The sequence below is a fragment of the Candidatus Darwinibacter acetoxidans genome, assembly GCF_041936445.1.
Classification (GTDB): Bacteria; Bacillota; Limnochordia; order Darwinibacteriales; family Darwinibacteriaceae; genus DTU010.
The window spans coordinates 1-21483 of sequence record NZ_JBHGXH010000111.1 but is presented as its reverse complement, the minus strand read 5'-3'; the positions used below and the strand labels follow the sequence as shown (position 1 = coordinate 21483).

Genomic DNA, 21483 nt, shown 5'->3' with positions numbered 1-21483 from the left:
GGTTAAAGCTTCTTCACCCCGAAGGGATCCGAAACAGTAACCTCGCTCGACTTGCATGTATTAAGCACGCCGCCAGCGTTCGTCCTGAGCCAGGATCAAACTCTCCATGAAAAGTGTCAGCCTAGCTGAGCTAGGTTTATCCCTCAGAAAAGCTTGATACTAGCTTGAATTGTTAAGAGCGCACAAACTGTGGCTTATTCTCTCCAAACACAGAATTGTGTTCAAGAATCTGTTTGGTTTTCAAGGTGCTTTCAGAAAGAAACAAGCCTCAAGAGCAAGGCTTGGCTGTGGCGCCCATCTTGCAGCGCCTTTAATAATATAGCACTTATTGCAGGGGAATGCAAGCCCCCGTCCAGCTTTTTTTGTGCCCTAAATCTTCCCCCCTTGCCAGACTTCTACACCTCCCGCGCCGCCTGCTCCAGCATATGCCTGTTCCCTCGCCATGGACCCCGCCTTGGGAATTCTTCCTTTTTCTTTTTTCACTCTCCGTCTCAAGTCTGAGCTCCAGACATACTCCAGGCTGTTACTTCAGCTTCCCAACCGTGCTAGAATTGAGTTGACTTAGAGGAGTTCTTCGTTGGCGGAGCTAATTATTACCTTGGGCTTCGGCCCCTGCCTTGAAGGAGGAAGGACAATGTCCTATAAGCTGCCCATAATCTTGATTATCTTTGGCATAGGTTTTCTGCTGCACAATCTCGGCATCATCGGCTTTACTCCTTGGATTCTGCTCTGGCCCGGAGTGCTGATCTGGTTTGGGCTCCAGCAGCTGATCCAGATCAGCAAAGAACGCAGAGGCTCTCAAGATTCTTGGGAAATCGCCCTTTGGTTGGTTGTGGTTACGGTGGGCGTTTATCTGCTCCTACCCAAAATTGGAATCACGGTTCCTTCCATACCGTGGAAGCTGATTTGGCCCCTGTTCCTGGTGATCCTGGGCATCATGCTCCTTTTCCCCGGCAAGAAAGGGAAGGCGGTTTTCAAGGTGCATTTCCAGCCAGGGGGAAAGACGCAGATGCGGGAGTACAAAAGAGCGTTCATGGGCGAGTTTGTCCGGGGCCCCGGCAGTTGGGTTTTGGATGATCTCACTCTGCACCACTCCATCGGCACTGTCAACCTGGACCTCACCCACGCCATCATCCCTGAGCGGGAAGTCTTTCTGGACATATCGGGTTATGTCGGTGAGGCCAGCATTTACCTTCCCCCTGGACTTCCCTTTAAGGCCGAGTGCAGCATCGGCCTGGGGGAGATCACCGTGCTGGACCAACACGAGTCCGGCAGCGGGCGCTACGTGCAGATCCAGAGCGAAGGTTATGATCAGGCCACGAAAAAGGTGAACATCCAGGTGCATTGGAAGATCGGGGAGATTAACATCCGGCAGATCCGCTAGGCGGTGACGGTATGTGGTTTTTTCGCCTCAAATGGACTTTTTACCACTTCCTAAGCAGCCTCCTGGCCATTTTGGCCTGCGCCGTGCTGCTCCATTTCCTGTTCCCGGAAGTTGTGGCCCTGCCCAGTTCGCCAGAGGTATTCCTCACCGCCGCGGGCATTGGCCTGGTGATTGCCGCCATCAGCGCGGTCTTGGGCGGCTTTTATTCCAGCAAGGAAATCCGCAGCGAACTGGAGGAAATCACCTTGGGGGCCAAGAACCTGGCCTACGGTAACCTGGACTACCGCCTGCCGTTCAGTGGAAATGCGGAATTTGACGGGATCATCCAAGCCTTCAATGAAATGGCCAGCCGCCTGGAGGCCCAGGTCGAAGCCCTCCAGAAACTGGCGATGGAAAACGAACAGCTGATCCAAGAGACTAAAATCACGGCCATCTCCGAAGAACGCCAGCGCCTGGCCAGGGATCTCCATGATGCCGTGAGTCAGCAGCTCTTTGCCATCGCCATGATGGCCGCCACTGCATCCCGCTTGGCGGAGAAAAGCCCGGAAAAAACCGCCGGCCTCATTGCGGAAATCTCCCAAGCTGCCACCAGGGCCCAGGCGGAAATGCGTGCCCTTCTGCTCCAGCTGCGCCCCTTAACCCTGCAGGATGAAAGCCTGGCGCAGGCTCTGGCCTCCCTGGCCGCGGAACTGGAAAGCAGGCAGACGATCAAGTGCGCTGTGGATCTAGACCGGGTGAACCTGCCGAAGAACATAGAAAACCAGCTCTACCGCATTGCCCAGGAAGGCCTCTCCAACGTGCTGCGCCATGCGGAAGCTGATCTGGTCCGCATCTCCCTCAAGGTAACAGAAACCCCGCCCCGGGCCATTTTGGTCATTGAAGACAACGGCAAGGGGTTTGTGCTGGAAAGAATACCCCAATCGTCCCTGGGCATCCGATCGATCCAGGAGCGCTGCACCCTCATGGGCGGCACCGCGCAGTGGCTGTCTGTACCCGGCCAGGGCACCAAACTGGAGGTCAGGGTTCCCATCTCCCAGGAAGTAGAGGCAAGGAGAGATGAATAGTGGAAAGAATCCGAGTCTTGGTGGTTGATGACCACGAGATGGTCAGGCGCGGCATCTGCGCCTATCTGGAAACGGAAGAGGATCTGGAGGTAGTGGGCGAAGCCGCCTCCGGCAAAGCCGCGGTGCGGCTGGCCCGGGAGCTGCAGCCAGATGTGATCCTCATGGACTTGCTCATGGAAGAGGGCACTGGCGTGGAGGCCACGGAGCAGATCAAGGCGGAGCTGCCGGAAACTCAGGTTATCATCCTCACCAGCTTCATCGATGACAGCCTGATCTTCCCCGCCTTGGAAGCGGGGGCCCTCAGCTATCTGCTGAAAACCGCCAAGGCCGAGGAAATCGTGGAGGCCATCCGCCGGGCAGTGAAGCAGGAAGCGGTGATCGAACCGAAGGTTGCCGCCAAGATGGTGGGCAAACTCCATCACGGCAGCGAAAAGCTGCCCCACCATGAGCTCACGCCCCGGGAACTGGAGGTGCTCATCCTCATTGCCCAGGGCAAGACCAACCAAGAAATCGCCGATGAACTGTTTATCGGCATCAAGACGGTGAAGACGCACGTGAGCAACGTCCTGAGCAAACTGGGCGTGGAGGATCGCACCCGGGCTGCCATCTATGCCCACCGCCATAGGCTGGTCTAGGGCTTTAGTCGGTAATTTCCTTGGGATAACCTAAATAGCGCAAAAGGGCAATGGCATTCTTCGTGGTGGCCGGCCCTTTTTTCAATTTGTAGTCGAATTCCAGGCCCAGCGCGCCCACCCGCTCGCTGAAGTGGAAGCTGTCATAGTGCTCCGCCAGCAAGCTGGTGAGCTCCAGGTCGTGGGTGGCGGTGAGCACCAAGGCGTTCCGCCGCACCAGGTATTCCAAAACCCGCCTAGCCGCGAAAATCCGCTCCTCGGAGTTGGTACCCCGGTAGAGCTCGTCAAAGATGACCAAAGCCGTCAGCCGGTCACTTAAGGCCTCGATGACCCTCAGAACACTCAGGGCCTCCTCCAGGTAATAGCTCTTCCCTTCGATGATATTATCCGCCCGGCCGATGGAAGTAAGCAAGCGCAGGGGGCAGCCGCGGTACTTCCGGGCCAGGCAGGTGGCGATGGACTGGGCCAAAAGCACATTCACCCCAACCGTCCGCAGGAAGGTGGATTTACCCGACATGTTGGACCCGGTAATCAGGATGCCGCGGCCACCGATCTGGACGGAGTTGGGCACCGGCTCCGCCAAAAGCGGATGATAGGCCTCCTTTAGCTCCAGGCCGCGCCCTTGGGTGAATTCCGGTTCGCAATAGTAGTCCAGGGAAGCGCGGTAGGAAGCCACCGACTGCAGGGCATCGATTTCCCCCACGGCCAAAAACAGCTGCTGCAGAGGCTTTCTGTTTTCCTTGATGAAATCCAACGCCCGGTAAAACCCCCGCACTTCCGCCAGGTAGAAAATGGTGAAATACTGCTGGAACATGTAGGTAAGGGGATCGGTGCTTTCCGTCCCCACATAGCGCACAATTCGGCGGAAGCCCTTAACCTGTCCCAAGGCGCTGCGCAGGGCTGCGGGAAGCTCCCCGAGGAACTGGGCATCTAAACGGGCCAGCTTGCCTCCTACCGTGATCAGCTGCCGCAGGGCCCGTACCCCTTCAAAATGGGCCTTGGTCTCCTTTTGCACCTTAAAGTGCAGGTACATGTTGATCTGGAAAATGAAAACCATGACCAGGAAAAAACGCAGGGACAAGAGCAAGAGCAGCGGAGAAAACAGCGCCAAAACGAACATCAACCGGTAGAGGATCAGGGGATGGCGGGGTGTGATCTGGGGAGTGTTCCAGATCAGCGTGGGCAGCCCGGAGCCGAGGCGTCCCTCCATGCCGCTGAGGATCACCTGCACCGCTTCCCGTACGCTTTTCTCCTGCTCAAAACCGGTCACCGCCCGGCTTCTGGCCCGCAGCTTCTCCAAGTTGTCAATCTCCGGGAGGCGCAGCAAACGGTACAGGGTCTGCATGCCCGGCCAGGTCAAGGTGCGGTCCAGGCGGGAGAAGACCGCGTCCATGGTCAGATCCTGCCAGGTGCGATCATCAAGGGCCGTGTTCGGCCGTTCCGCCTGCTCAAAAAGGGAAGCGATGGCCGCGAAGTCCCGTTCCTTTTTCATCTCGGGAATTCCCCACTGGGCCCGCAGTCTGGAAAGGAGCTTGCGGCGCTGCAAGCGCCGGTACTCCAGGTAGCTCAGTCCCGCCCCAAGCGCCCCGGGCAGCAACAGCCACAGGTACCGGGGGGAGATATGGCTGCCCAAAAGAAAAGCGAAGTAAATCAAGACAGCAGTGAGCAGCAGCAAGCTGTAGAGGATTAGGTTTTCCCGGAGTACCCGCACATTCACTTCCGTCGCCTCCTAGTTATCTGTGGAGCTGCCCAAGGATTTGCCCCAAGCATTTCCCGAACTAAATTTCCCTGGTCCTTTTTACATAGAAGAAGAAATACACCACCCAGTCCACCACATAGATGGCCACGCCCAGCAAGACAATCCACAGCTGCACCCGGGCCAGGGAGAGAATCAAGAGAAAGGGCGGCACTAGAACATGGAGAAAGTCGAAGGCCTTGGCCTTGGCGAAGCTGTTGATGTGGACTAGGCGCTCATCCTGCTCCTCAATCTGCACCTGCCTGGCCAACTTGGGATCCTTAGCCACAACCCAGCCCGTGTAAAGCCGCGCCGCAGACATGCCCATCAGGCCGGCTCCCACCCCTAGAAGTACTCCGCCCACCTTGTTCTCCCAGAGTGCTATGCCCACTATCAGCAAGACCAATCCCAAAGTGAACACGGCCACCTCACGGACCCTCTGCTTTTTCATCGGTACTCATCCTCCTGGAAGATCTCTTCAATGGTCAGCCCGAAAAACCGGGCGATACGGAAAGCCAGTTCGAGAGAGGGATTGTACCTCCCGTTTTCGATGGAGCTGATGGTCTGGCGCGACACCTCAAGGGCATCGGCCAGTTCCTCCTGGGTGATGCCCCGTTCCCGGCGCAGTGCTGCCACTTTGTTCTTCAACTGGAACCACCCCTCAGCCTCGATGTAAAGTGTGCTTTGCATCCATTGCCATTGTACGCCCTGCCGGGCGCATTGTCAAGCTTGCTTTACAACAAAGGGCAAAAAAGGACCCGCCGGCACAGCAACCGACGAGTCCGTTGTCCCGATTCTAGGGTCCCACCACCACACTGGTGTAGTGCTGGAAGTACTTCTCCGCCACCCGCTTGATGTCCTCCGGGGTCACGTCGGCGAAGAAGTTCATGTACGCATCCACCCAGGCATAGCCGCGGCCAGAAAGCTCAGCTTGGGCCAGGAGCACGGCTTGGGACAGGTTGGTTTCGTTCTTAATGAGAAATCCCCCCCACCTTTGGGCGGCCACTGCGGCGATTTCCTCCTCGGTAAGCCCTTCGGTGATAAAACGCTGCACCTGCTGCCGGATCTGTTCCTTCACCGTCTCCACCGCCGCGGGGTGAGTTACGGCCAGGGCGTATAAGTTGCTCGGACCCACCCGCTCATCGTAGGCGGAGAAAGCCAGATAAACCAGGCCCAGATTCTCCCGCAGTTCCGTCCAGAGACGGGAACCGGAATCCATGCCCAAGACCGTGTTGATCACGGCCATGGCTGCACTATCAGGGTCAAAGGTATCGGGTGCAGGGTATCCCATGATCACAAACGATGCTTCCATGGGCACCTGGACCTTAACCTCACGATCTTCCGGTGGATGGGAAAACGGTACGGTTTCCCTGGGCACCAAGGATCCTTCATACCCAGGCTGCCAAGGGCCGAAAGCTGCTTCCAGCTGCGGCAGCAGCTCCTCGGTGTGGAAGTTGCCCACCACCGCGACAACCAGGTTCTCAGGAGCGTAGATGTACTGCTTCCACTCCCGCAGGTCTTCGGCGCGGACAGCGGCCAAGCCCTCCAACGAGCCGTAGGCAGTATTCCGGAAGGGATGATCACCGTAGAAGGTCTCCAGATAGGTCAGGAATGCCGCATTGATCGGGTCATCAGCCAGGCTGCGCACTGTTGCCATGGTGAGCTCACGCTCCCTCTCCAGTTCCTCCGGGGGGAAGGTGGAGTGGTTCAGAACATCTAAAAGGATCGCAAAGGCCTGGGGGAAGCTGTCGGGCAAAGCCTGGAGGAAAACCGGTGAATAACTGTGCGAGGTAGCGGTCAAAAGCTGCACGCCCAGTGACTCCAATTCCGTGATCAACTCCAGCGCCGTGCGGTTAACCGTCCCCGACAGCAAATTGCGCTGAGTGAGGTAAGTCAAACCCTCCAAACCGGCTGGATCCTGAATGGTACCCACCCGGGACAGCAAGGTGAGGGCGATGATGTCAAAGGCGGGATTCTCCTTAAGGAGCAGAGTCACACCGTTGTCCAAAACGACCTTCTGCACATTGTAAGTGTAGCGAAATGCTTCCCCGGCCAGAGCCGGAGCCGCTGCCAGGACAACCACCAACAACACCAGGGCTATGCTGTTCCTTTTCACTGGATATTACCCCCCTCCGGCCTGATCTCGTTGTGCACATAGCCGTCTGGACTCAAGTAGAGCTGGGCGGCACGCTGAATATCCTCGGCGGTGAGCTGGTCCAACATGGCGCTGTAATTCACGGCCCAAAGTGCTCCGCCCATCAGCTCCGCCTGCCCCAAGAACAAGGCCACGTTCAGGCTGGACTCAGTGCCAAAGGCCACGGTGCTGCGGACCATAGCTTTCGCCCGGGCCAGTTCCTCTTCGCTTACGGGCTCAGTCTGGAGTCGCTGCAGCTCAGCCCGGACGATCTCCAGAAACCGGTCCCGCTGTCCCGGCTCCAGTTCAGCCTCGAGGACAAAGAAGCCCACTTGGGAAAAACCTTCATACCATCCGGAGATGCTGTTGACCACCCGTTCCCTTTCCACAAGCTGCCTGTAGAGGCGGGACGCGCGCCCCTGGGCCAAAATGACGGAAGCCAGCTCCAGGGCCGCGGCCTCCCGGGTGTACATGCCGGGAACAGGATGGGCCAGCAGGATGTAGCTCTGCTGCACCGGCCGCTCTTCTTCTTTGTGCACTACCCTCTCCAAGATCGGCACTTCTATGTATTCCGGTGGGGGTAAGGGCCTCGGCTCCAGATCGCCGTAGAGCTCGCGGGCCAGGGCAAAGATTTCCTCTGCCACCACGTTGCCCGCCACCACCAAGACCATATTGTTGGGTACATAATAGCGGGCGTAGAAATCCAGTATTTCGGTGCGGTTGACTCGAGCCAGATCTTCCAAAGTTCCGGGAATGGGCTTGCCATAGCTGGTACCGGCGAAGAGTTCCTGCAGAGACGAATGGAGCAGATAAGTTTGGAGGGACTCCCGCACCATGCTGATTTCTTCCTGAATGACCTGGCGCTCCCGGTCAATTTGGGCCTGATCAAACAGGGAGTTCCGGAGGGCATCTGCCTGGATTTCCATGGCCTGGCGGATGTGCTCTGAAGGGACCACAATGTAGTAGAAGGTGAAATCCAAACTCGTCGCGGCATTGATATCCCCGCCCAAGAGTGCTGTCTCCTGCCAGATCTGCCCCAGCGGCCGACTTGGTGTCCCCTGGAACATCAGGTGCTCGAAGAAGTGGGCCATCCCCGACAAACCATCTGGATCATCCTTGGCTCCGACTCCTACCCAAACATTAGCCACGGCAATGGGATACGATGGGATTTCCTTCACAATCACCCGCAGACCGTTTTCCAAAACCTGCATATGGAAGGGAATCAAGGTGGACTCGGGATCCACGGATTGATGAGCAGCGGCCGCTTGGCCAAGTAGCAGCACAACCGCAACCAAGAGAACAACAATTCGTTTCTTGCGCATTTTCACCCTCCTTGTCGAACACTTTTGTCGCGCAATTCGAAATACAGAATTATCTCAATCTTATCCCCTTGGCCATCGTTTGTCAACCGAAAACCCGGGAGGCCAGAAGGCGGTACCGATTAACGGGAACCCCCCGAACTGGTTCTCACCCACTCGGCATAGGGTGCATACACAGGATGAAGGGGCAGGCCATAGATGGCCGGCAGCTCATAGGAGTGCAGCTCTTTGATGGTTTGCTCCACATCTGGATAGCGCTCCTCCGTGGTCTTGGCCACCACCCTGTATTCCGGCTCCTGCTGCACTGCCCCCTGCCAGATGTAAAAGCTCTCCAGGGCAGAGATCTGCACGCAGGCAGCCAAACCCCGGTCCACCAGTGCCCGGGCAATGGCCCTGGCTTCCTCCTCGGTGGCGGTGGTTGTGATCACAGCAAGTAAAGCCATTTTCCTCAACCTCCTCTTCCTTGGTCCTCAAACCATTTATTCCACGGCAGCTTGCCTATACCTTGTTTTGCCCGCACAAGAAAAATGGCCCCCAGCCGCTGGGCTGGAGGCTTACCTTCCCTATCTTTAGCGTGTCATCAGTGCCGCTACTTCCTCGGCGCTCAAGGCTTCGGCGAAGAGGTAGAACTCATCCATGAAGCCGTGGAAATAGGGATCCTCGAACTGGGATTTGCCCAGGTAGTTTGCCATAACCACATCGGAACCGATCTCGCTTGGCTTATGGGTCACGGGCAAGGACGCCAGTTCTTCCCCGTTTACGTAGAAACGGTAGTTCTCCGCATCGCTCACCACCGCGATGTGATACCACATGCCGAGCTCAAAGGTGTCCGCGGGGATGGTAAGAATGGGTTCCGTATCCGGATCGCCCACATAGATGGAAAAGCGCGTGCCCCCGGCCGGATCCCCTGAGTTGAGGGTCAAGTACATGAACCCCTTGGAGCCCTGGAAGTCAAACACCCTGGCCCACATGGGGTTGGAGTCTAGCTTCACCCACAGGGCGATGGTCATGCTGTCCAGGTGCCTGGCCACATTGTCAGGCAGACGCACAAAACCGTCCTCGCCAGCGAAGTAGAGTGCCCCGCCCTTGTAGCCATCAGCTGTCCAGCTGATGCCCCCTTCCAACAGGGCGTTCCTTTGATTGCCGGACCCATCCAGAACCAGGTCCTCCTGGATTTCGTCGAAGCTGTAGTAGATCATAGGCTGCTTTTCCGCAGCTGCCCCCAGGCCCGCGGCGAACACCAGAGTCAAAGACAGGACGACCAGCACAAAATACCTCTTATCCATGCTAACCTCCTCCTTCATGCTCAGAAAGCTTCCTTTCCCATATTCACTGGTCAAGCAGTTCTCGCTGGAGCTCCTTGCCCCAGAGGGCCACACCCGCTTCAGACAGGACGGTGAAGGTCATCACCCGATCCAACGCCGCGGGATCCCACTGGCGCACAAACACGCCCTTGTACAGCACGCCGTCGATTTCCACACGGGCGAAGTAGTCATCCACCAGATGCCAGGTACCTGCCGCTTCGCCGGAAATGGTCCCATCGGCATTGAGGCTGATTTCCACCGCCCGCTTTCTCACGAACGAGATATCCTTCCCGTGGTTTACGTACAGATAGTCCCCTACCACCTCCTCCGTGCTAACTTTACCCAGCGTCTCAAAAGCGTAGGGCAGCACGGCCATGACAGGCCAGCCATCTTCGTTGAAAAAGATCTGGTGGGTGCGCACTTCGTGGTATTCCCCTGATTGGGGAAAGCGGGTGTGCATGATCACGAAGTAGCGGTCCGTTTCTGGGTCATGGTAGGCAGAGTTGTGGCCCGGTGAGACATAGCCGTAATACTCATAGTCGGAGCGGAAGAGGAAGCTTCCCACCAGTTTCACCCCGTAGGGCTCAATGGACCGGTCATCGAAAAAGCTGCCCCTAGGTCCGTGGGCATCCAGCATGTTTTTCCCTTCCGCATCGAAGTAGGGTCCGTCGGGGTTTTTCGACCTGGCCACCCGGATATTGTACCCTCCCCTGGAGTCCAAGCCGCCGAAGCTGAGGAAAAGGTAATAGTAGTCTAGGTCGGGGTTGTAGAGGATATACGGTCCTTCGATGCGGCTGTGGTTCCCGCCCACCAGGCGCTTCCCGTAGCCTTGATCCGGGAGGGGAAAGCCCGTTTCCGGATCCAGCTCCAGGATAAAGATCCCACCAGAATAGGAGCCGTACACCATCCAGAGCTCGCCTTCCGCGTCGAAAAAGACATGGGGGTCCACCACGTTGGGATGCTTGGTAGCATCGTACAGACTTCCGTCCGGTGCCCGCAGGCCGCCAGAGAAGAGCATGATCCCCAGGTTCTTGTAAGGGCCTTCGATGTGGTCAGATACGGCCACCCCCAGCGCAGACAGGGGAGAATCTCCCCGGCAGGCGCAGTAGTACATGTAAAAACGCCCATCGGGAAGTTGGATCACATCCGGTGCCCAGAGGGTATCCGTTTCCGCCCAGGCGAACACTTCCTCCAGCTCCTTATACACATCGGGGATCAACCTGTTCTGGTCGTGTACCCGGGTTTCAATGGCCTGCCAGTTGCGCAGATCGGTGGATTTGGCCGCAGCCAAATGGGAACCGAAAACGTAGTAAACGTCCCCGACCTTGATGATGGATGGATCGTGCACCGAGGCGCTGAGGAGCGGCGGCAGCAGATCCTCAGCTGGTTCCCCCTGGGCCGCTGCGGTGCCCGCAGCCACAAGGATAAAAAGTGCCAGTACCGCCAGATGCTTCATGGTTGCACCCCTCCCTATCTACTGATCCCTGAAGTGGAAACCGCCCGGACAATATACCGGCTAGCCAAGGAAAAGATCACCAACACCGGAATGGCTGCCACAAAGGCCCCGGCCATGATCGTCCCCGCTTCGAACGTGCCGTGGTACTCACCCCTGATCCTGGTCAGGGCTGGCTGCAGGGGCAGCAGCTTGCTGTCGGTGATGACCAGCATCGGCCAGAGCAGATCATTCCAGATACCTAAGAAGGTCAAAATGGCCAAGGAGACCAGTGGCGGGCGCATCAAGGGTACAACTATCTGCACCAAGAAGCGCAGAGGTGAACATCCGTCGATTTTCGCCGCATCCTCCAGCTCGTCGGGGATGGTGAGCATGAACTGCCGCAGCAGGAAGACACCGAAGGCAGGCCCGATGGGCGGCAGGATGATGGACCAAATGGTGTTGAGCAGCCCCAAACGGTCCAGGAGCAGATAAACCGGGACAATGAACATCTGCACCGGGAGGATCAGGGTGGCCACAATCAGCCAGAAAATGACGTCTCTTCCCCTAAACTCCATGCGGGCAAAGGCGTAGGCCGCGGGAGTGGCGGTGACCAAGACGCCGAGGGTAACCAGGGAGGCGTAGAAGACACTGTTCAGAAAGGATCTGCCCACGTTCACGCCCCTGGTGCTGAACAAAATTGTGCGGAAGTTCTCCAAAGTAATGACCCGGGGAAGAATCCGCGGCGGATAGATGAGCAGCTCCGAGTTGGGCTGCAGCGACGAGAAGAACATCCACAAAATGGGGAAGAACCAAACCAAGCCCAAAAGAAGGCCCACGATACTCAAGACAATCTTCTGCCTGCGCTTAGCCGCACCGATCACTCTCTAGACCCCCTCTCCCAGCCAGCGAGTTAACAGTTTCGCCTGGAGCAGACCAAAAATGGCGATCATGATAAACATGTACCAGCTGACCGCTGCAGCCCGTCCAAACATGAAATCGCGAAAACCCGTTTCGTAGAGGTAAAAGGCCAAAGTGCGCGTGCTTCCCGCCGGTCCCCCGCCGGTCAGGATGTAGACCTGGTCGAACAGTTTGAAGGAAGCGATGATCTGCAGGGTGGTGATGAACAGCATCCGATTGCGCAGCAGGGGCAGCGTTATGTGCCAGAACTGCGCCCAGCCGCTGGCGCCATCTACCGCGGCCGCCTCATAAAGGTCCTGGGGCAGATCCTGCAGGCTGCTTAAGAAGAGAATGATGTTGTAACCCGCGGTCCACCACAGGGTGACGAAGACGATCACGCCCATGGCGGAGCCCTGCCGGCTCAGCCAGGCCTGACCGGGCAGGCCCACAGCCTTGAAGATCTGGTTGATCATGCCCGTCTGGGAATCGAGCATCCAGATCCAGAGCAACAGCACACTGCTTGAGGGAATGAGAAACGGCGAGATGATGGCATTCTGAGCCAGCTTTTGGCCGACAAAGGTCTTGTTCAAAAATAGAGCCAGAACGAGCGGCACCACCAAAAGCAGGGGCACGCTCTGCACCGCGAACATGAACGTGTTCTGGACCGCCGCCCGGAAGCGCCTTACATCCAGCAGTTCGATGTAGTTATCCAGACCGACGAAGACGGGGTCGGAAAGCAGCGACCACTCCTGGAAGCTGAGGAGCAAACCGTGGATGAGGGGGATGACGATGAACACGAGAAAGAAAGCCATGAACGGTAGGATGAACAAAAAGGGAGTAAAGTCGCGCCGCTTCTTGCCAGTACCCATGGGCCCTCACTTTCCTTTCTGGGTCAGGTTTCGCTGCGTGCATGAAGAACGGGGAGCGCCCCCGTGCAGGGTCAGACCCCGGGGGAGCGTCCCCTTTTCCATGTTACCTTCTTCGCAGGATGTCCTCCACTTCTTCCGCCGCGTAGTCCAGAGCTTCCTCCGGATCCATGTCCCCTAAGTAAGCGGCGTCCATGTACTCCAAAAGCACGCTCTCTATTTCGGCCAGCCTCTCGGTCTGGGGCAGAAAACGCACGTAGGGCAGCTGCTTGGCAAATTCGAATTGCTCAGTGAGTGCAGCAAACTCCTCACTGTCCACCACCGACTTGCGCACAGGCACCTGCCCGGCCTTGGCCCATTCAATGGAGTTGTCGCTGAGCCATTTGGCCAGCGTTACGGCGGCTTCCGTCATCTCCTCTGACTGCTGGGGGATGCACAGCAGATGGGCATCGCCCCAGACCACTCGCTCCTTACCTAAAACGGGAACGGGGGCAACCGCCCAGTTCAGGTCGGGCTGCTCTTTGAACAGGTTGATCATCCACGGCCCGTTCACATGCAGGGAGAGCAGGCCGATGCGGAACGCCTCTTCCGGATCAGCCGGATCTTTCGGGGCCACGTTTTCCTTGTGGATCAAATCCACATAGAACCGAAGGGCCTCCACTCCTTCCGGGCTGAAGAACGCAGCACTTCTGCCGTCCTCGCTCAGGAGGGCACCGCCGTTTTGGAAGAGCAAGGTGTACCACTGCCAGAGCACCCGGAAAGCCCAGCCGCCGAAGGAATACCAACCCCACTGATCGGGTGTGCCATCGCCGTCTTTATCCACGGTAAGCTTGCGCACATAATCCAGAAACTCTTCCCTGGTTTCAGGAGCCCTGGGTTCCAAACCCGCGGCGATAAGGTGGTCAATGTTGTAGTACAGGCCCAGGCAGTAGGTACCTAGCGGGATGGCATAGATCCGCCCGTCCCTGGTCACAGACTGCAGGATGTTCTCACTGAAGTCGGCCACATCCAGACCGTACTGCGTCTCCAGTTCCTCTGGGGTCCAAGAAGTGAGGTTATCCAAAAAGCGGAAATAGTCATTGGGAGAAAGGACCACAACTCCAGGAGGGGCGCCAGTCCTAATGGCCAGAGCGAGCTTGGTGATGTAGTCGGCACCACCGGGCAGGATAAACAGCTCCACCTCGATCTCGCCAGCATGTTCGGCGTTGAACTGCTGAACCATACGCTCCATGTAGGCGCCATCGGGACCGGTGAAGGGCGTCCAGAACTGCAGCTGTATGGGCTGGGCCGCGACCACCGAACCCAAGAGCAACACACAAATCACTGCTGTGGAAAAGGCCTTCAGCCAATTCCTCACTGGTGCTCATCTCCTTTCCTTCTGCAGGTTCTACGCACAGCACAAAGAAACGGCCTTAGCACTAATCCCCGGGGCACCACCCCCCATGCAGTGAAGCAGAAGTATTCCGATTGTCCCAACCTTGGCTTTATCGTGATCTTTTCTTCAAACTCTAGCCAATACCTTCTAAACCGACACCGTCTCTTAACAAAAGAACCCCCGCCAGATCACTGCCGAACACTCACCATCCAGCACTGAGCCGTTATGTAATTGGTAAAGAATTGCGATCTTCTCTGCGCCTAGCGTTAAGCTTTGCTAAATCAATATCAAGTCAGGGAGGAAATCTACTTTTTCCGCAGAATGATCGGGAAATATCGTCTGAAGACGTAAAACACGTGGAGGAGTGTGACGAAATGTCCCATGCTCGATGGAAGACAATGCTTGTGTGTGTGATGGTGATCCTGGCTTTGACCGTTCCCGCTGCCGCCCAGGGGGATGCTATTAAGATCGGCGTGATCTCTTCCCTAACGGGCAGCGTCTCCACCTATGGTCAGTCGGTGCGGAATGCTGTGACCATGGCTGTGGAGGACATCAATGCTGCTGGTGGCATCAACGGGCGCCAGATCAGCCTAATCATCCTCGACGACAAAGGCGATGGCACCGAGGCTGCCCAAGCCGCCAGGCGGTTGATCGACCGGGAGAATGTAGCGCTCATCCTAGGACCCGTGATTACTCCCGCCGTTATGGCTGTGGCCCCCATCTGCCAGGCGGCCGGTGTGCCCATGCTCACACCCACCGGCACAGGCGACCAGATCACATCTGTGGGGGACTACATCTTCCGGGGAGCCTACAAGGACTCGTTCCAAGGCCGGGTGATGGCCCAGTTCGCCATCGAGTATTTGGGACTCAAGGAAGCGGCAATCATTTATGATGTGGCCAATGATTACTCTGTTGGCCTGCGGACAGCCTTCAAGACTACCTTTGAAGAGCTCGGAGGCAAGATCGTCGCCGAAGAATCCTACTCAACCGGGGACACGGACTTCAGTGCGCAGCTGACTTCCCTGGCCATGCGCAACCCCGAGGCGCTTTTTATTCCGGATTACTACTCCACCGCGGGCCCCATTCTGATGCAGGCGCGCCTGATGGGCATGGATGCGGTTATGCTCGGTGTGGATGGTTGGGATTCGCCCGATCTCAGTGCACTGGCTGGAGGCTTTGAGGAAGGCGGGTATATCGTCAATCACTACTCCGCAGACGTCGACAGCCCTGCAACTCAAGACTTCATTGCCCGCTACAAGGAGGCCTTCGGGCAGGCACCCGATGCCCTGGCCGCTCTGGGGTATGATGGCACGCTGATCGTAGCCAAAGCACTGGAAGCAGCGGGCTCCACCGACCCTGAGGCGCTGAAAAACGCCCTGGGTACCGTGGGCGACATCGAAGGGGTTACGGGCACAATCAACATGGATCCTGAAGGAACCCCCATCAAGTCCGCTGTCATCCTGAGAATCACCGGCGGGCAGTGGGAGTTAGTAACGCGCATCGATCCTGTGGGAAGGTGAAGCCATGGCTTGGCAGGTTGCGCTCCAGCAGCTCCTCAACGGCCTGGCCTTGGGCAGCGTGTACGCTCTGATCGCCTTGGGCTACACCATGGTCTACGGCATTATCAAACTGATCAACTTCGCCCATGGCGAGATGTATATGCTGGGCGCCTACTTCGGGTTCTACGCCATCACCATGTTCAGGTTCTCACTGGTCCCGGCCATGCTGCTTTCCATGACGGCCGCGGCTGTGGTGGGAGTGCTGCTGGAGAGGATCGCCTACCGGCCGCTGCGGAATTCGCCGCGCATCTCCGTGTTGATCACGGCCATCGGAGCGTCTCTTCTCTTCCAGAGCACCGCCCAGCTGGTGTTTGGGGCATCGTTTAAACCTTTCCCTCAAGTCATGTCCTTCCGCCGCATTCAGCTGGGGCCGGTGTTCATCACCAACAGGCAGCTCCTGATCTTCGGGGTGGCCCTGCTGCTCATGGTGGCACTGCACGTTCTGGTCACCTACACCAAGTTCGGTAAAGCCATGCGGGCAGTGGCCCGGGACAAAGAGGCAGCCCTGTTGATGGGGATCAACGTTGACCGCATCATCTCCTGCACTTTCGCCCTAGGTTCAGCCTTGGCCGCTACGGCTGGTATCCTGGTCGGGATGTACTACAACCGCATCGACCCCTACATGGGGACGATGCCTGGCCTGAAGGCGTTTGTAGCGGCGGTGCTGGGCGGTATCGGCATAGTTCCAGGGGCAGTGCTGGGTGGGCTTTTGATGGGTGTTGCCGAGAACCTAGTGGTCACGCTGGGGTCCTCCACCCTGAGGGATGCTGTGGCCTTTGCAGTGCTCATCGTGGTCCTGCTCTTCCGCCCCAACGGACTGCTCGGCAAAAAAGGCATGGAGAAGGTGTAGAGAGTGAAAAACAAGCTGATGGGCTTGCTCTGGACTGCGGTTCTCGCCTTGGTTTACGCGGCAGTGCGGCTCCTGGAGGGCCGGGGAGTGCTCCTCCCCTACCATGTGCAAATCCTGAGCCTGTGCTGCATCAATATCATCCTCGTGGTCAGCCTGAACCTGATCAACGGTTTTACGGGACAGTTTTCCATAGGCCATGCCGGGTTCTTCGCCATTGGTGCTTACCTCTCGGCGTACCTCACAGTCAAGCTGCAGGTGCCGTTCGTGCCAGCCCTGCTCTGCGGGGGTCTGCTGGCCGGGCTGACGGGCATAGCTGTGGGGCTACCGGCGCTGCGGTTGCGCGGCGATTATCTGGCCATAGCCACTTTAGGCTTTGGCGAGATCATCCGGGTGATCATCCTGAACACCGATGCCGTCGGCGGTGCCAGGGGGTTTTCTGGAATCCCCAAGTACACCACCTTCGGGCTGGCTTATCTCATAGCGATCATCACCGTGGTGGCGATCCGCAACTTCGTGTCTTCAGATTTTGGCAGAGCCTGCTTGGCTGTGCGGGAAGATGAGATCGCGGCGGAATCCCTGGGCGTAAACAGCACCTACTTCAAGGTCCTGGCCTTCGCCTTGGGAGCATTCTTCGCCGGGACAGCAGGTGCCCTTTTCAGCCATTATCTGCAGTACATGGCTCCCACGGCCAGCCAGATTGGCTTCCTAAAGTCCATTGACATACTGATCATGGTCGTCTTGGGAGGATTGGGCAGTCTTACCGGTTCGGTGATCGCCGCCATCGTTTTAACTATCCTGCCGGAGTTCCTGCGGGGATTGGCGGAGTACCGCATGGTGATTTACCCCCTCCTGCTTATCGCCGTGATGATCTATCGCCCCGCAGGACTGATGGCAGGCAGAGAATTCTCCCTGGGCTCTTTACTAGCGCTTGGGAAAGGAGCGAGGACACATGGCCAGCACAGCTGAACTCATGGTCAATAACCTCTGTGTGCAATTTGGGGGGCTGAAGGCTGTTGATGAAGTGAGTTTCGCCCTCAAGGAGCAGACCCTGGCAGGGTTGATTGGCCCCAACGGTGCCGGCAAGACCACCATCTTCAACGCCCTGACGGGTCTTTGCCCTGTAAGCGGCGGCGAGATCAGCTTCAACAACCAGCGGCTAACGAACCAGCCCGCCCATACCATCGCCAGGTACGGGATTGCCCGCACCTTCCAGAACATCCGCCTGTTCAAGAATCTCACGGTTCTGGACAATCTGCGCATTGCTTATCACAAGAACCGCCGGTATTCTCTGCTCTGCGGTCTGTTTCGCTCCCCTGCTTTCCAGCGGGAGGAAGCGCAGATCACGGGTAAAGCTAGGGAAGCCCTTGAGCTCGCGGGTCTGGCAGACAAAGCCCACCAGCTCGCCGGGAACCTCCCCTACGGTGAACAGCGGCGGGTGGAAATTGCCCGGGCCCTCATGCTCTCTCCGAAGCTCCTGCTTCTGGACGAGCCGGCCGCCGGCATGAATCCCCAGGAAACACAGGATCTTCTTGAACTCATCCGCGAGCTGCGGGACAGCCTGAAGATCACCATTTTGCTGATAGAACATGACATGAAGTTGGTGATGAACCTGTGCGAGAAGCTGTTCGTGTTGGATCACGGTCATCTTATAGCCACTGGCGATCCCAAGTCCATCCAGACCGACCGGCGGGTCGTCGAGGCTTACCTGGGCGGCTCCCTGAACTGACCATGCTGGCGGTGGAGAATCTCACTGTGCATTATGGAGTGATTCAGGCGCTCAAGGGGATCAGCTTTGAGGTCCACGAAGGGGAGATCTTTACCCTGCTGGGCTCCAACGGTGCAGGGAAAACGACTACGCTCAAGGCACTCTCCGGCCTGCTCCCCAAGACTTCTGGTCGAGTGCTTTTCGCCGGCAGGGATATCACCTCGGTCCCCAGCCACGCGCTGCCGGGGCTGGGCCTGGTGCATGTGCCTGAGGGTCGCCGGATCTTTGCGGGCTTGTCTGTGGCGGATAATCTCCTTTTGGGCGCGTATTCTCGCCGTGATAAGGCCGGGATCAAAGAAGATTTGGAGGCGGTCTTCGAGCTTTTCCCGCGGCTGGCCGAACGGCGCAAACAGGACGCCGGTTCCCTCAGCGGCGGTGAGCAGCAAATGCTGGCCATGGGCCGCGGCCTGATGGGCCGCCCGAAACTGCTTCTGCTGGACGAACCCTCCATGGGCCTTGCGCCCATCTTGGTCGAGGAGATTTTCGCCTTCATCAAAGAGATCAACCGTCGGGGTACCACCATCCTGCTCGTGGAGCAGAACGCCCAGCTGGCCCTGGCCATTTCGCACAAGGCCTGTGTTCTGGAAACGGGCAGCATCGCTCTGGCCGGTAGTGCCCGCGAAGTGGCCTCCGACGGTCGCATCCAAGAGATCTACCTGGGGGTGGGCTGAAACCGGCCCCCACCCAGGCAGCTAGCCCTTCTCAACGACAGCCCGGGCCATGGCCCGGGCTTCGTCTGCGTCTAGCCTTTCTCCAGCTGTTTACTCCTTCTCCTTGCCCCAGACAGCAACCCCGCGGTGGGAGAGGGCTGTAAAGGTCATCACCGATCTGGCCAACGCCGGATCCCACTGGCGAACAAACACGCCTTTGTACACTTCTCCGTCAATGATCAGGTGGGCAAACCATTCCCCCACCAGCCGCCAGGAACCGCTGACCTCACCGGATATGGTCCTATCAGGGTTGAGGGTGATGGCCACAGCTGGTTTCATCTTCGAGGAGATGTCCTTCCCGTGGTTTACGCAAAGGTAATCCCCGATGACCGCTTCCTCGCTGACCGGCTCCAGGAACTCGTAGGCATAGGGCAGCACAGACATGACCGGCCAGCCGTCTTCGTTGAAAAACAGCTGGTGCGTTCGGACCTCATGATACTCTCCCGTTAGGGGAAAGCGAGTGTGCATGACAAGGAAGGTGCGGCCGGTCTTTGGATCGTAATAGGCGGAGTTGTGACCGGGGGAGACGTATCCGTAGATCCCCCGGTTCAGCCTGAACAGGAAGTTCCCCACGAGCTTGACCCCGTAGGGCTCAATAGCCGCATCGTCGAAGAAGCTTCCACTGGGGCCGTGGGCATCGATCATGTCTTTCCCTTCGGAGTCGTAATACGGTCCATCTGGGTTTTTCGAGCGGGCTACCCTGATGTTGTAACCTCCCCGGGAGCCGAGACCGCCGAAGCTGAGGAAGAGATAGTAGTAGTCCTGGTCAGGGTGGTAGAGTATGTAAGGTCCCTCAATGCGGCTGTGATTTCCGCCAGCCAAGCGCTTCCCGTAGCCCTGATCGGGCAGTGGAAACCCGGTTTCCGGATCCATTTCCACGATGAAAATGCCGCCGGAGTAAGATCCGTACACCATCCACAGCCTGCCCTCTGCATCAAAGAAGACTGTGGGATCGACTACGTTGGGGTGTTTGGTGGCATTGTAGTAAGTACCATCGGGTGCCCGTTTGCCGCTCCCCCCCGAGCGAAAAATGATCCCGAGGTTGCGGTAGGGCCCTTCGATCTCGTCGGCAACGGCCACGCCTAAGGCTGAAAGCGGGGAGTCACCCCGACAGGCACAGTAGTACATGTAGAAGCGCCCATCGGGCAGCTAAACCACATCTGGCGCCCAGAGAGTGTCGGTCTGCGCCCACCGAAACACCTCGGCCAGTTCGGTCTAGACATTGGGAATAAGTCTGTTGCCGTCATGCACTCTGTCTTCCAGGGGTTCCCAGTTCCGCAGATCGCTCGATTTGGCAGCGGCTAGATGGGAACCGAAGACGTAATACAGGTCACCCGCCTTGATAATCGACGGGTCGTGCACCGAGGCGCTGCTCAGTGGGGGCACCTCTGGCGGCAGCCCCCCGGCATCTGCATAGACGGTGCTACCGGACAAGAACAGCACCGCAGCCGTGACAAGAGTAATCACTATCCGAACCTTCATACCGTGCAAACCCTCCCTCTCCTGTCCCTCACGGGCTAGCCTATAGTGTGGTGGTTCCCCAGACCGAGGCGGATCCCTGCTTCGCTGCCCTGCCGATTTACCCTCCAACTACAGGGCAAAACGTTGTATAATACCACTAACACACACTTTTCTCCCATGGAGGGACAGTCATGGAGCAGCGAGTTGACGTTTCCGGCGTTGTACTGACTACTGAGCGTCTCATTTTGAGGCCCTGGCAAGAAAGCGATCTTGAGGATCTTTTCGCCTATGCCTCGGTTCCAGGTGTGGGCGAGATGGCAGGCTGGCCCCATCACCGCACCCGGGAAGACAGCCAGGAAGTTTTGAGGGGCTTTATGGAAAAGAAGGACGTGTTCGCCATTGTCCACAAAAAGGACGGAAAGGTAATCGGCTCCCTGGGCATCCACAATTCCTGGGCCGCCAACGATCCCAAGTACAGCGACCTGGTGGTTAAAGACATCGGTTTTGTCCTCTCCAGGGATTATTGGGGACAGGGCCTGGTGCCTGAAGCGGCCAGGGCAGTGGTCGACTACTGCTTCGATGTCCTGGGGTTAGATGCCCTGACCTGCGGCTACTTCGTGGACAATCACCGCTCCCGGCGGGTCATTGAAAAGCTCGGCTTCCACTACGTCAAGACCGTTCTTTTGCATTCGGAAGCGCTGGAGCGGATGTTTGAGACCAAGTGCTACATTCTCTTTCGTGGGCAGAGGGCCACAGCGGCCAACTAACCGGTAATCCACAGGCCAGATCTGCATCTGGCTTGTTGCTTTCGGAGCGCGCAAAAAGCCCCGCATTGCTGCGGGGCTAAAATACTCCTGGCAACGAGCTACTCTCCCACCACGAGATGTGGCAGTACCATCGCCGCTGAAGGGCTTAACTGCTGTGTTCGGAATGGGAACAGGTGTGGCCCCTTCGCTATCGCCACCAGGAAAATACCTTCAAAACTGCACAACA

The 21483-nt window shown here is 57.7% G+C and carries 20 protein-coding genes, 2 rRNA genes and 1 pseudogene; 9 read left to right on the top strand and 14 right to left on the bottom strand.

The genetic code is table 11. From position 1 onward, the window contains the following. Positions 1-111: ribosomal RNA gene (locus ACE4YL_RS03740) — 16S ribosomal RNA — on the bottom strand; the annotation flags it as partial. Between the two features lie 523 nt (positions 112-634). Between ACE4YL_RS03740 and liaF the strand changes: the two genes are divergently transcribed. Genes liaF through ACE4YL_RS03725 form a run of 3 tightly spaced genes read left to right on the top strand, consistent with a single transcriptional unit; the run spans position 635 to position 3083 of the window. Further along, a complete protein-coding gene (gene liaF / locus ACE4YL_RS03735; RefSeq protein WP_461358825.1) occupies positions 635-1384 on the top strand; it encodes a cell wall-active antibiotics response protein LiaF in 750 nt (249 codons plus the stop codon). A gap of 11 nt (positions 1385-1395) precedes the next feature. Continuing rightward, entirely contained in the window at positions 1396-2448 is a 1053-nt protein-coding gene (locus ACE4YL_RS03730; protein ID WP_461358826.1) for a HAMP domain-containing sensor histidine kinase, read from the top strand. After that, positions 2448-3083, top strand: a complete 636-nt coding sequence (locus tag ACE4YL_RS03725; RefSeq protein ID WP_461365011.1) for a response regulator — start codon at positions 2448-2450, stop codon at positions 3081-3083. Before ACE4YL_RS03730 ends, ACE4YL_RS03725 begins: the two co-directional genes overlap by 1 nt. 4 nt (positions 3084-3087) lie before the next feature. Here the strand turns inward: ACE4YL_RS03725 and ACE4YL_RS03720 are convergent, their stop codons facing one another. The 11 genes from ACE4YL_RS03720 to ACE4YL_RS03670 form a co-directional block, all read right to left on the bottom strand. Next, entirely contained in the window at positions 3088-4797 is a 1710-nt protein-coding gene (locus ACE4YL_RS03720) for a MutS-related protein (RefSeq protein ID WP_461366997.1), read from the bottom strand. Positions 4798-4858: 61 nt separating this feature from the next. Then, entirely contained in the window at positions 4859-5266 is a 408-nt protein-coding gene (locus tag ACE4YL_RS03715) for a hypothetical protein (protein WP_461359679.1), read from the bottom strand. Then, entirely contained in the window at positions 5263-5463 is a 201-nt protein-coding gene (locus ACE4YL_RS03710; protein WP_461359680.1) for a helix-turn-helix transcriptional regulator, read from the bottom strand. The genes ACE4YL_RS03715 and ACE4YL_RS03710 overlap by 4 nt, the downstream gene beginning before the upstream one ends. A gap of 148 nt (positions 5464-5611) precedes the next feature. Continuing rightward, a complete protein-coding gene (locus tag ACE4YL_RS03705) occupies positions 5612-6931 on the bottom strand; it encodes a M16 family metallopeptidase (protein ID WP_461360547.1) in 1320 nt (439 codons plus the stop codon). Then, the gene (locus tag ACE4YL_RS03700; RefSeq protein WP_461359682.1) at positions 6928-8271 is read right to left on the bottom strand and encodes a M16 family metallopeptidase; all 1344 of its coding nucleotides are present in this window, start codon (positions 8269-8271) and stop codon (positions 6928-6930) included. Before ACE4YL_RS03700 ends, ACE4YL_RS03705 begins: the two co-directional genes overlap by 4 nt. Before the next feature lie 119 nt (positions 8272-8390). Next, a complete protein-coding gene (gene cutA, locus ACE4YL_RS03695) occupies positions 8391-8711 on the bottom strand; it encodes a divalent-cation tolerance protein CutA (RefSeq protein ID WP_461359683.1) in 321 nt (106 codons plus the stop codon). Positions 8712-8837: 126 nt separating this feature from the next. Then, positions 8838-9554 (bottom strand): LamG domain-containing protein, encoded by a 717-nt coding sequence (locus ACE4YL_RS03690; RefSeq protein WP_461360548.1) that lies wholly within the window; start codon positions 9552-9554, stop codon positions 8838-8840. 43 nt (positions 9555-9597) lie between these two features. Continuing rightward, positions 9598-11028 (bottom strand): glycoside hydrolase family 43 protein, encoded by a 1431-nt coding sequence (locus ACE4YL_RS03685; protein ID WP_461359685.1) that lies wholly within the window; start codon positions 11026-11028, stop codon positions 9598-9600. A 14-nt stretch (positions 11029-11042) separates the two neighbouring features. Continuing rightward, on the bottom strand, positions 11043-11888 hold the full coding sequence (locus ACE4YL_RS03680) for a carbohydrate ABC transporter permease (protein ID WP_461359686.1): 846 nt from the start codon (positions 11886-11888) through the stop codon (positions 11043-11045). A 3-nt stretch (positions 11889-11891) separates the two neighbouring features. After that, positions 11892-12773, bottom strand: a complete 882-nt coding sequence (locus ACE4YL_RS03675; protein ID WP_461369250.1) for a carbohydrate ABC transporter permease — start codon at positions 12771-12773, stop codon at positions 11892-11894. Positions 12774-12876: 103 nt separating this feature from the next. After that, positions 12877-14127: an ABC transporter substrate-binding protein gene (locus ACE4YL_RS03670; RefSeq protein ID WP_461359688.1), complete on the bottom strand. Its 1251-nt coding sequence runs from the start codon at positions 14125-14127 to the stop codon at positions 12877-12879. A gap of 416 nt (positions 14128-14543) precedes the next feature. Between ACE4YL_RS03670 and ACE4YL_RS03665 the strand changes: the two genes are divergently transcribed. The 5 genes from ACE4YL_RS03665 to ACE4YL_RS03645 are packed head-to-tail and all read left to right on the top strand — an operon-like array spanning position 14544 to position 18990. Further along, positions 14544-15665 (top strand): ABC transporter substrate-binding protein, encoded by a 1122-nt coding sequence (locus ACE4YL_RS03665; protein WP_461365596.1) that lies wholly within the window; start codon positions 14544-14546, stop codon positions 15663-15665. 4 nt (positions 15666-15669) lie between these two features. After that, positions 15670-16554, top strand: coding sequence for a branched-chain amino acid ABC transporter permease (locus tag ACE4YL_RS03660; RefSeq protein ID WP_461359689.1), 885 nt, complete (start codon positions 15670-15672; stop codon positions 16552-16554). Between the two features lie 18 nt (positions 16555-16572). Beyond that, on the top strand, positions 16573-17520 hold the full coding sequence (locus tag ACE4YL_RS03655; RefSeq protein ID WP_461359694.1) for a branched-chain amino acid ABC transporter permease: 948 nt from the start codon (positions 16573-16575) through the stop codon (positions 17518-17520). Then, positions 17504-18280: an ABC transporter ATP-binding protein gene (locus tag ACE4YL_RS03650; protein ID WP_461359690.1), complete on the top strand. Its 777-nt coding sequence runs from the start codon at positions 17504-17506 to the stop codon at positions 18278-18280. Before ACE4YL_RS03655 ends, ACE4YL_RS03650 begins: the two co-directional genes overlap by 17 nt. A 2-nt stretch (positions 18281-18282) precedes the next feature. Then, on the top strand, positions 18283-18990 hold the full coding sequence (locus tag ACE4YL_RS03645; RefSeq protein ID WP_461359691.1) for an ABC transporter ATP-binding protein: 708 nt from the start codon (positions 18283-18285) through the stop codon (positions 18988-18990). A 90-nt stretch (positions 18991-19080) separates the two neighbouring features. On the opposite strand, the pseudogene ACE4YL_RS03640 reads toward ACE4YL_RS03645, so the two are convergent. Continuing rightward, positions 19081-20511: pseudogene (locus ACE4YL_RS03640) on the bottom strand (glycoside hydrolase family 43 protein). A gap of 170 nt (positions 20512-20681) precedes the next feature. Between ACE4YL_RS03640 and ACE4YL_RS03635 the strand changes: the two are divergent. After that, positions 20682-21257 (top strand): GNAT family N-acetyltransferase, encoded by a 576-nt coding sequence (locus tag ACE4YL_RS03635; RefSeq protein ID WP_461359692.1) that lies wholly within the window; start codon positions 20682-20684, stop codon positions 21255-21257. 85 nt (positions 21258-21342) lie between these two features. On the opposite strand, the gene rrf is transcribed toward ACE4YL_RS03635, so the two are convergent. After that, positions 21343-21458 (bottom strand): 5S ribosomal RNA (rrf, locus tag ACE4YL_RS03630). Between the last annotated feature and the right edge of the window lie 25 nt (positions 21459-21483).

Excerpts from the sequence above, each read along its gene's own strand:
- liaF (WP_461358825.1), top strand. The coding sequence starts at position 635 with ATGTCCTATAAGCTGCCCATAATCTTGATTATCTTTGGCATAGGTTTT.
- ACE4YL_RS03730 (WP_461358826.1), top strand. The coding sequence starts at position 1,396 with ATGTGGTTTTTTCGCCTCAAATGGACTTTTTACCACTTCCTAAGCAGC.
- ACE4YL_RS03715 (WP_461359679.1), bottom strand. The coding sequence starts at position 5,266 with ATGAAAAAGCAGAGGGTCCGTGAGGTGGCCGTGTTCACTTTGGGATTG.
- ACE4YL_RS03700 (WP_461359682.1), bottom strand. The coding sequence starts at position 8,271 with ATGCGCAAGAAACGAATTGTTGTTCTCTTGGTTGCGGTTGTGCTGCTA.
- cutA (WP_461359683.1), bottom strand. The coding sequence starts at position 8,711 with ATGGCTTTACTTGCTGTGATCACAACCACCGCCACCGAGGAGGAAGCC.
- ACE4YL_RS03690 (WP_461360548.1), bottom strand. The coding sequence starts at position 9,554 with ATGGATAAGAGGTATTTTGTGCTGGTCGTCCTGTCTTTGACTCTGGTG.
- ACE4YL_RS03685 (WP_461359685.1), bottom strand. The coding sequence starts at position 11,028 with ATGAAGCATCTGGCGGTACTGGCACTTTTTATCCTTGTGGCTGCGGGC.
- ACE4YL_RS03675 (WP_461369250.1), bottom strand. The coding sequence starts at position 12,773 with ATGGGTACTGGCAAGAAGCGGCGCGACTTTACTCCCTTTTTGTTCATC.
- ACE4YL_RS03665 (WP_461365596.1), top strand. The coding sequence starts at position 14,544 with ATGCTTGTGTGTGTGATGGTGATCCTGGCTTTGACCGTTCCCGCTGCC.
- ACE4YL_RS03660 (WP_461359689.1), top strand. The coding sequence starts at position 15,670 with ATGGCTTGGCAGGTTGCGCTCCAGCAGCTCCTCAACGGCCTGGCCTTG.
- ACE4YL_RS03655 (WP_461359694.1), top strand. The coding sequence starts at position 16,573 with ATGGGCTTGCTCTGGACTGCGGTTCTCGCCTTGGTTTACGCGGCAGTG.
- ACE4YL_RS03650 (WP_461359690.1), top strand. The coding sequence starts at position 17,504 with ATGGCCAGCACAGCTGAACTCATGGTCAATAACCTCTGTGTGCAATTT.
- ACE4YL_RS03645 (WP_461359691.1), top strand. The coding sequence starts at position 18,283 with ATGCTGGCGGTGGAGAATCTCACTGTGCATTATGGAGTGATTCAGGCG.
- ACE4YL_RS03635 (WP_461359692.1), top strand. The coding sequence starts at position 20,682 with ATGGAGCAGCGAGTTGACGTTTCCGGCGTTGTACTGACTACTGAGCGT.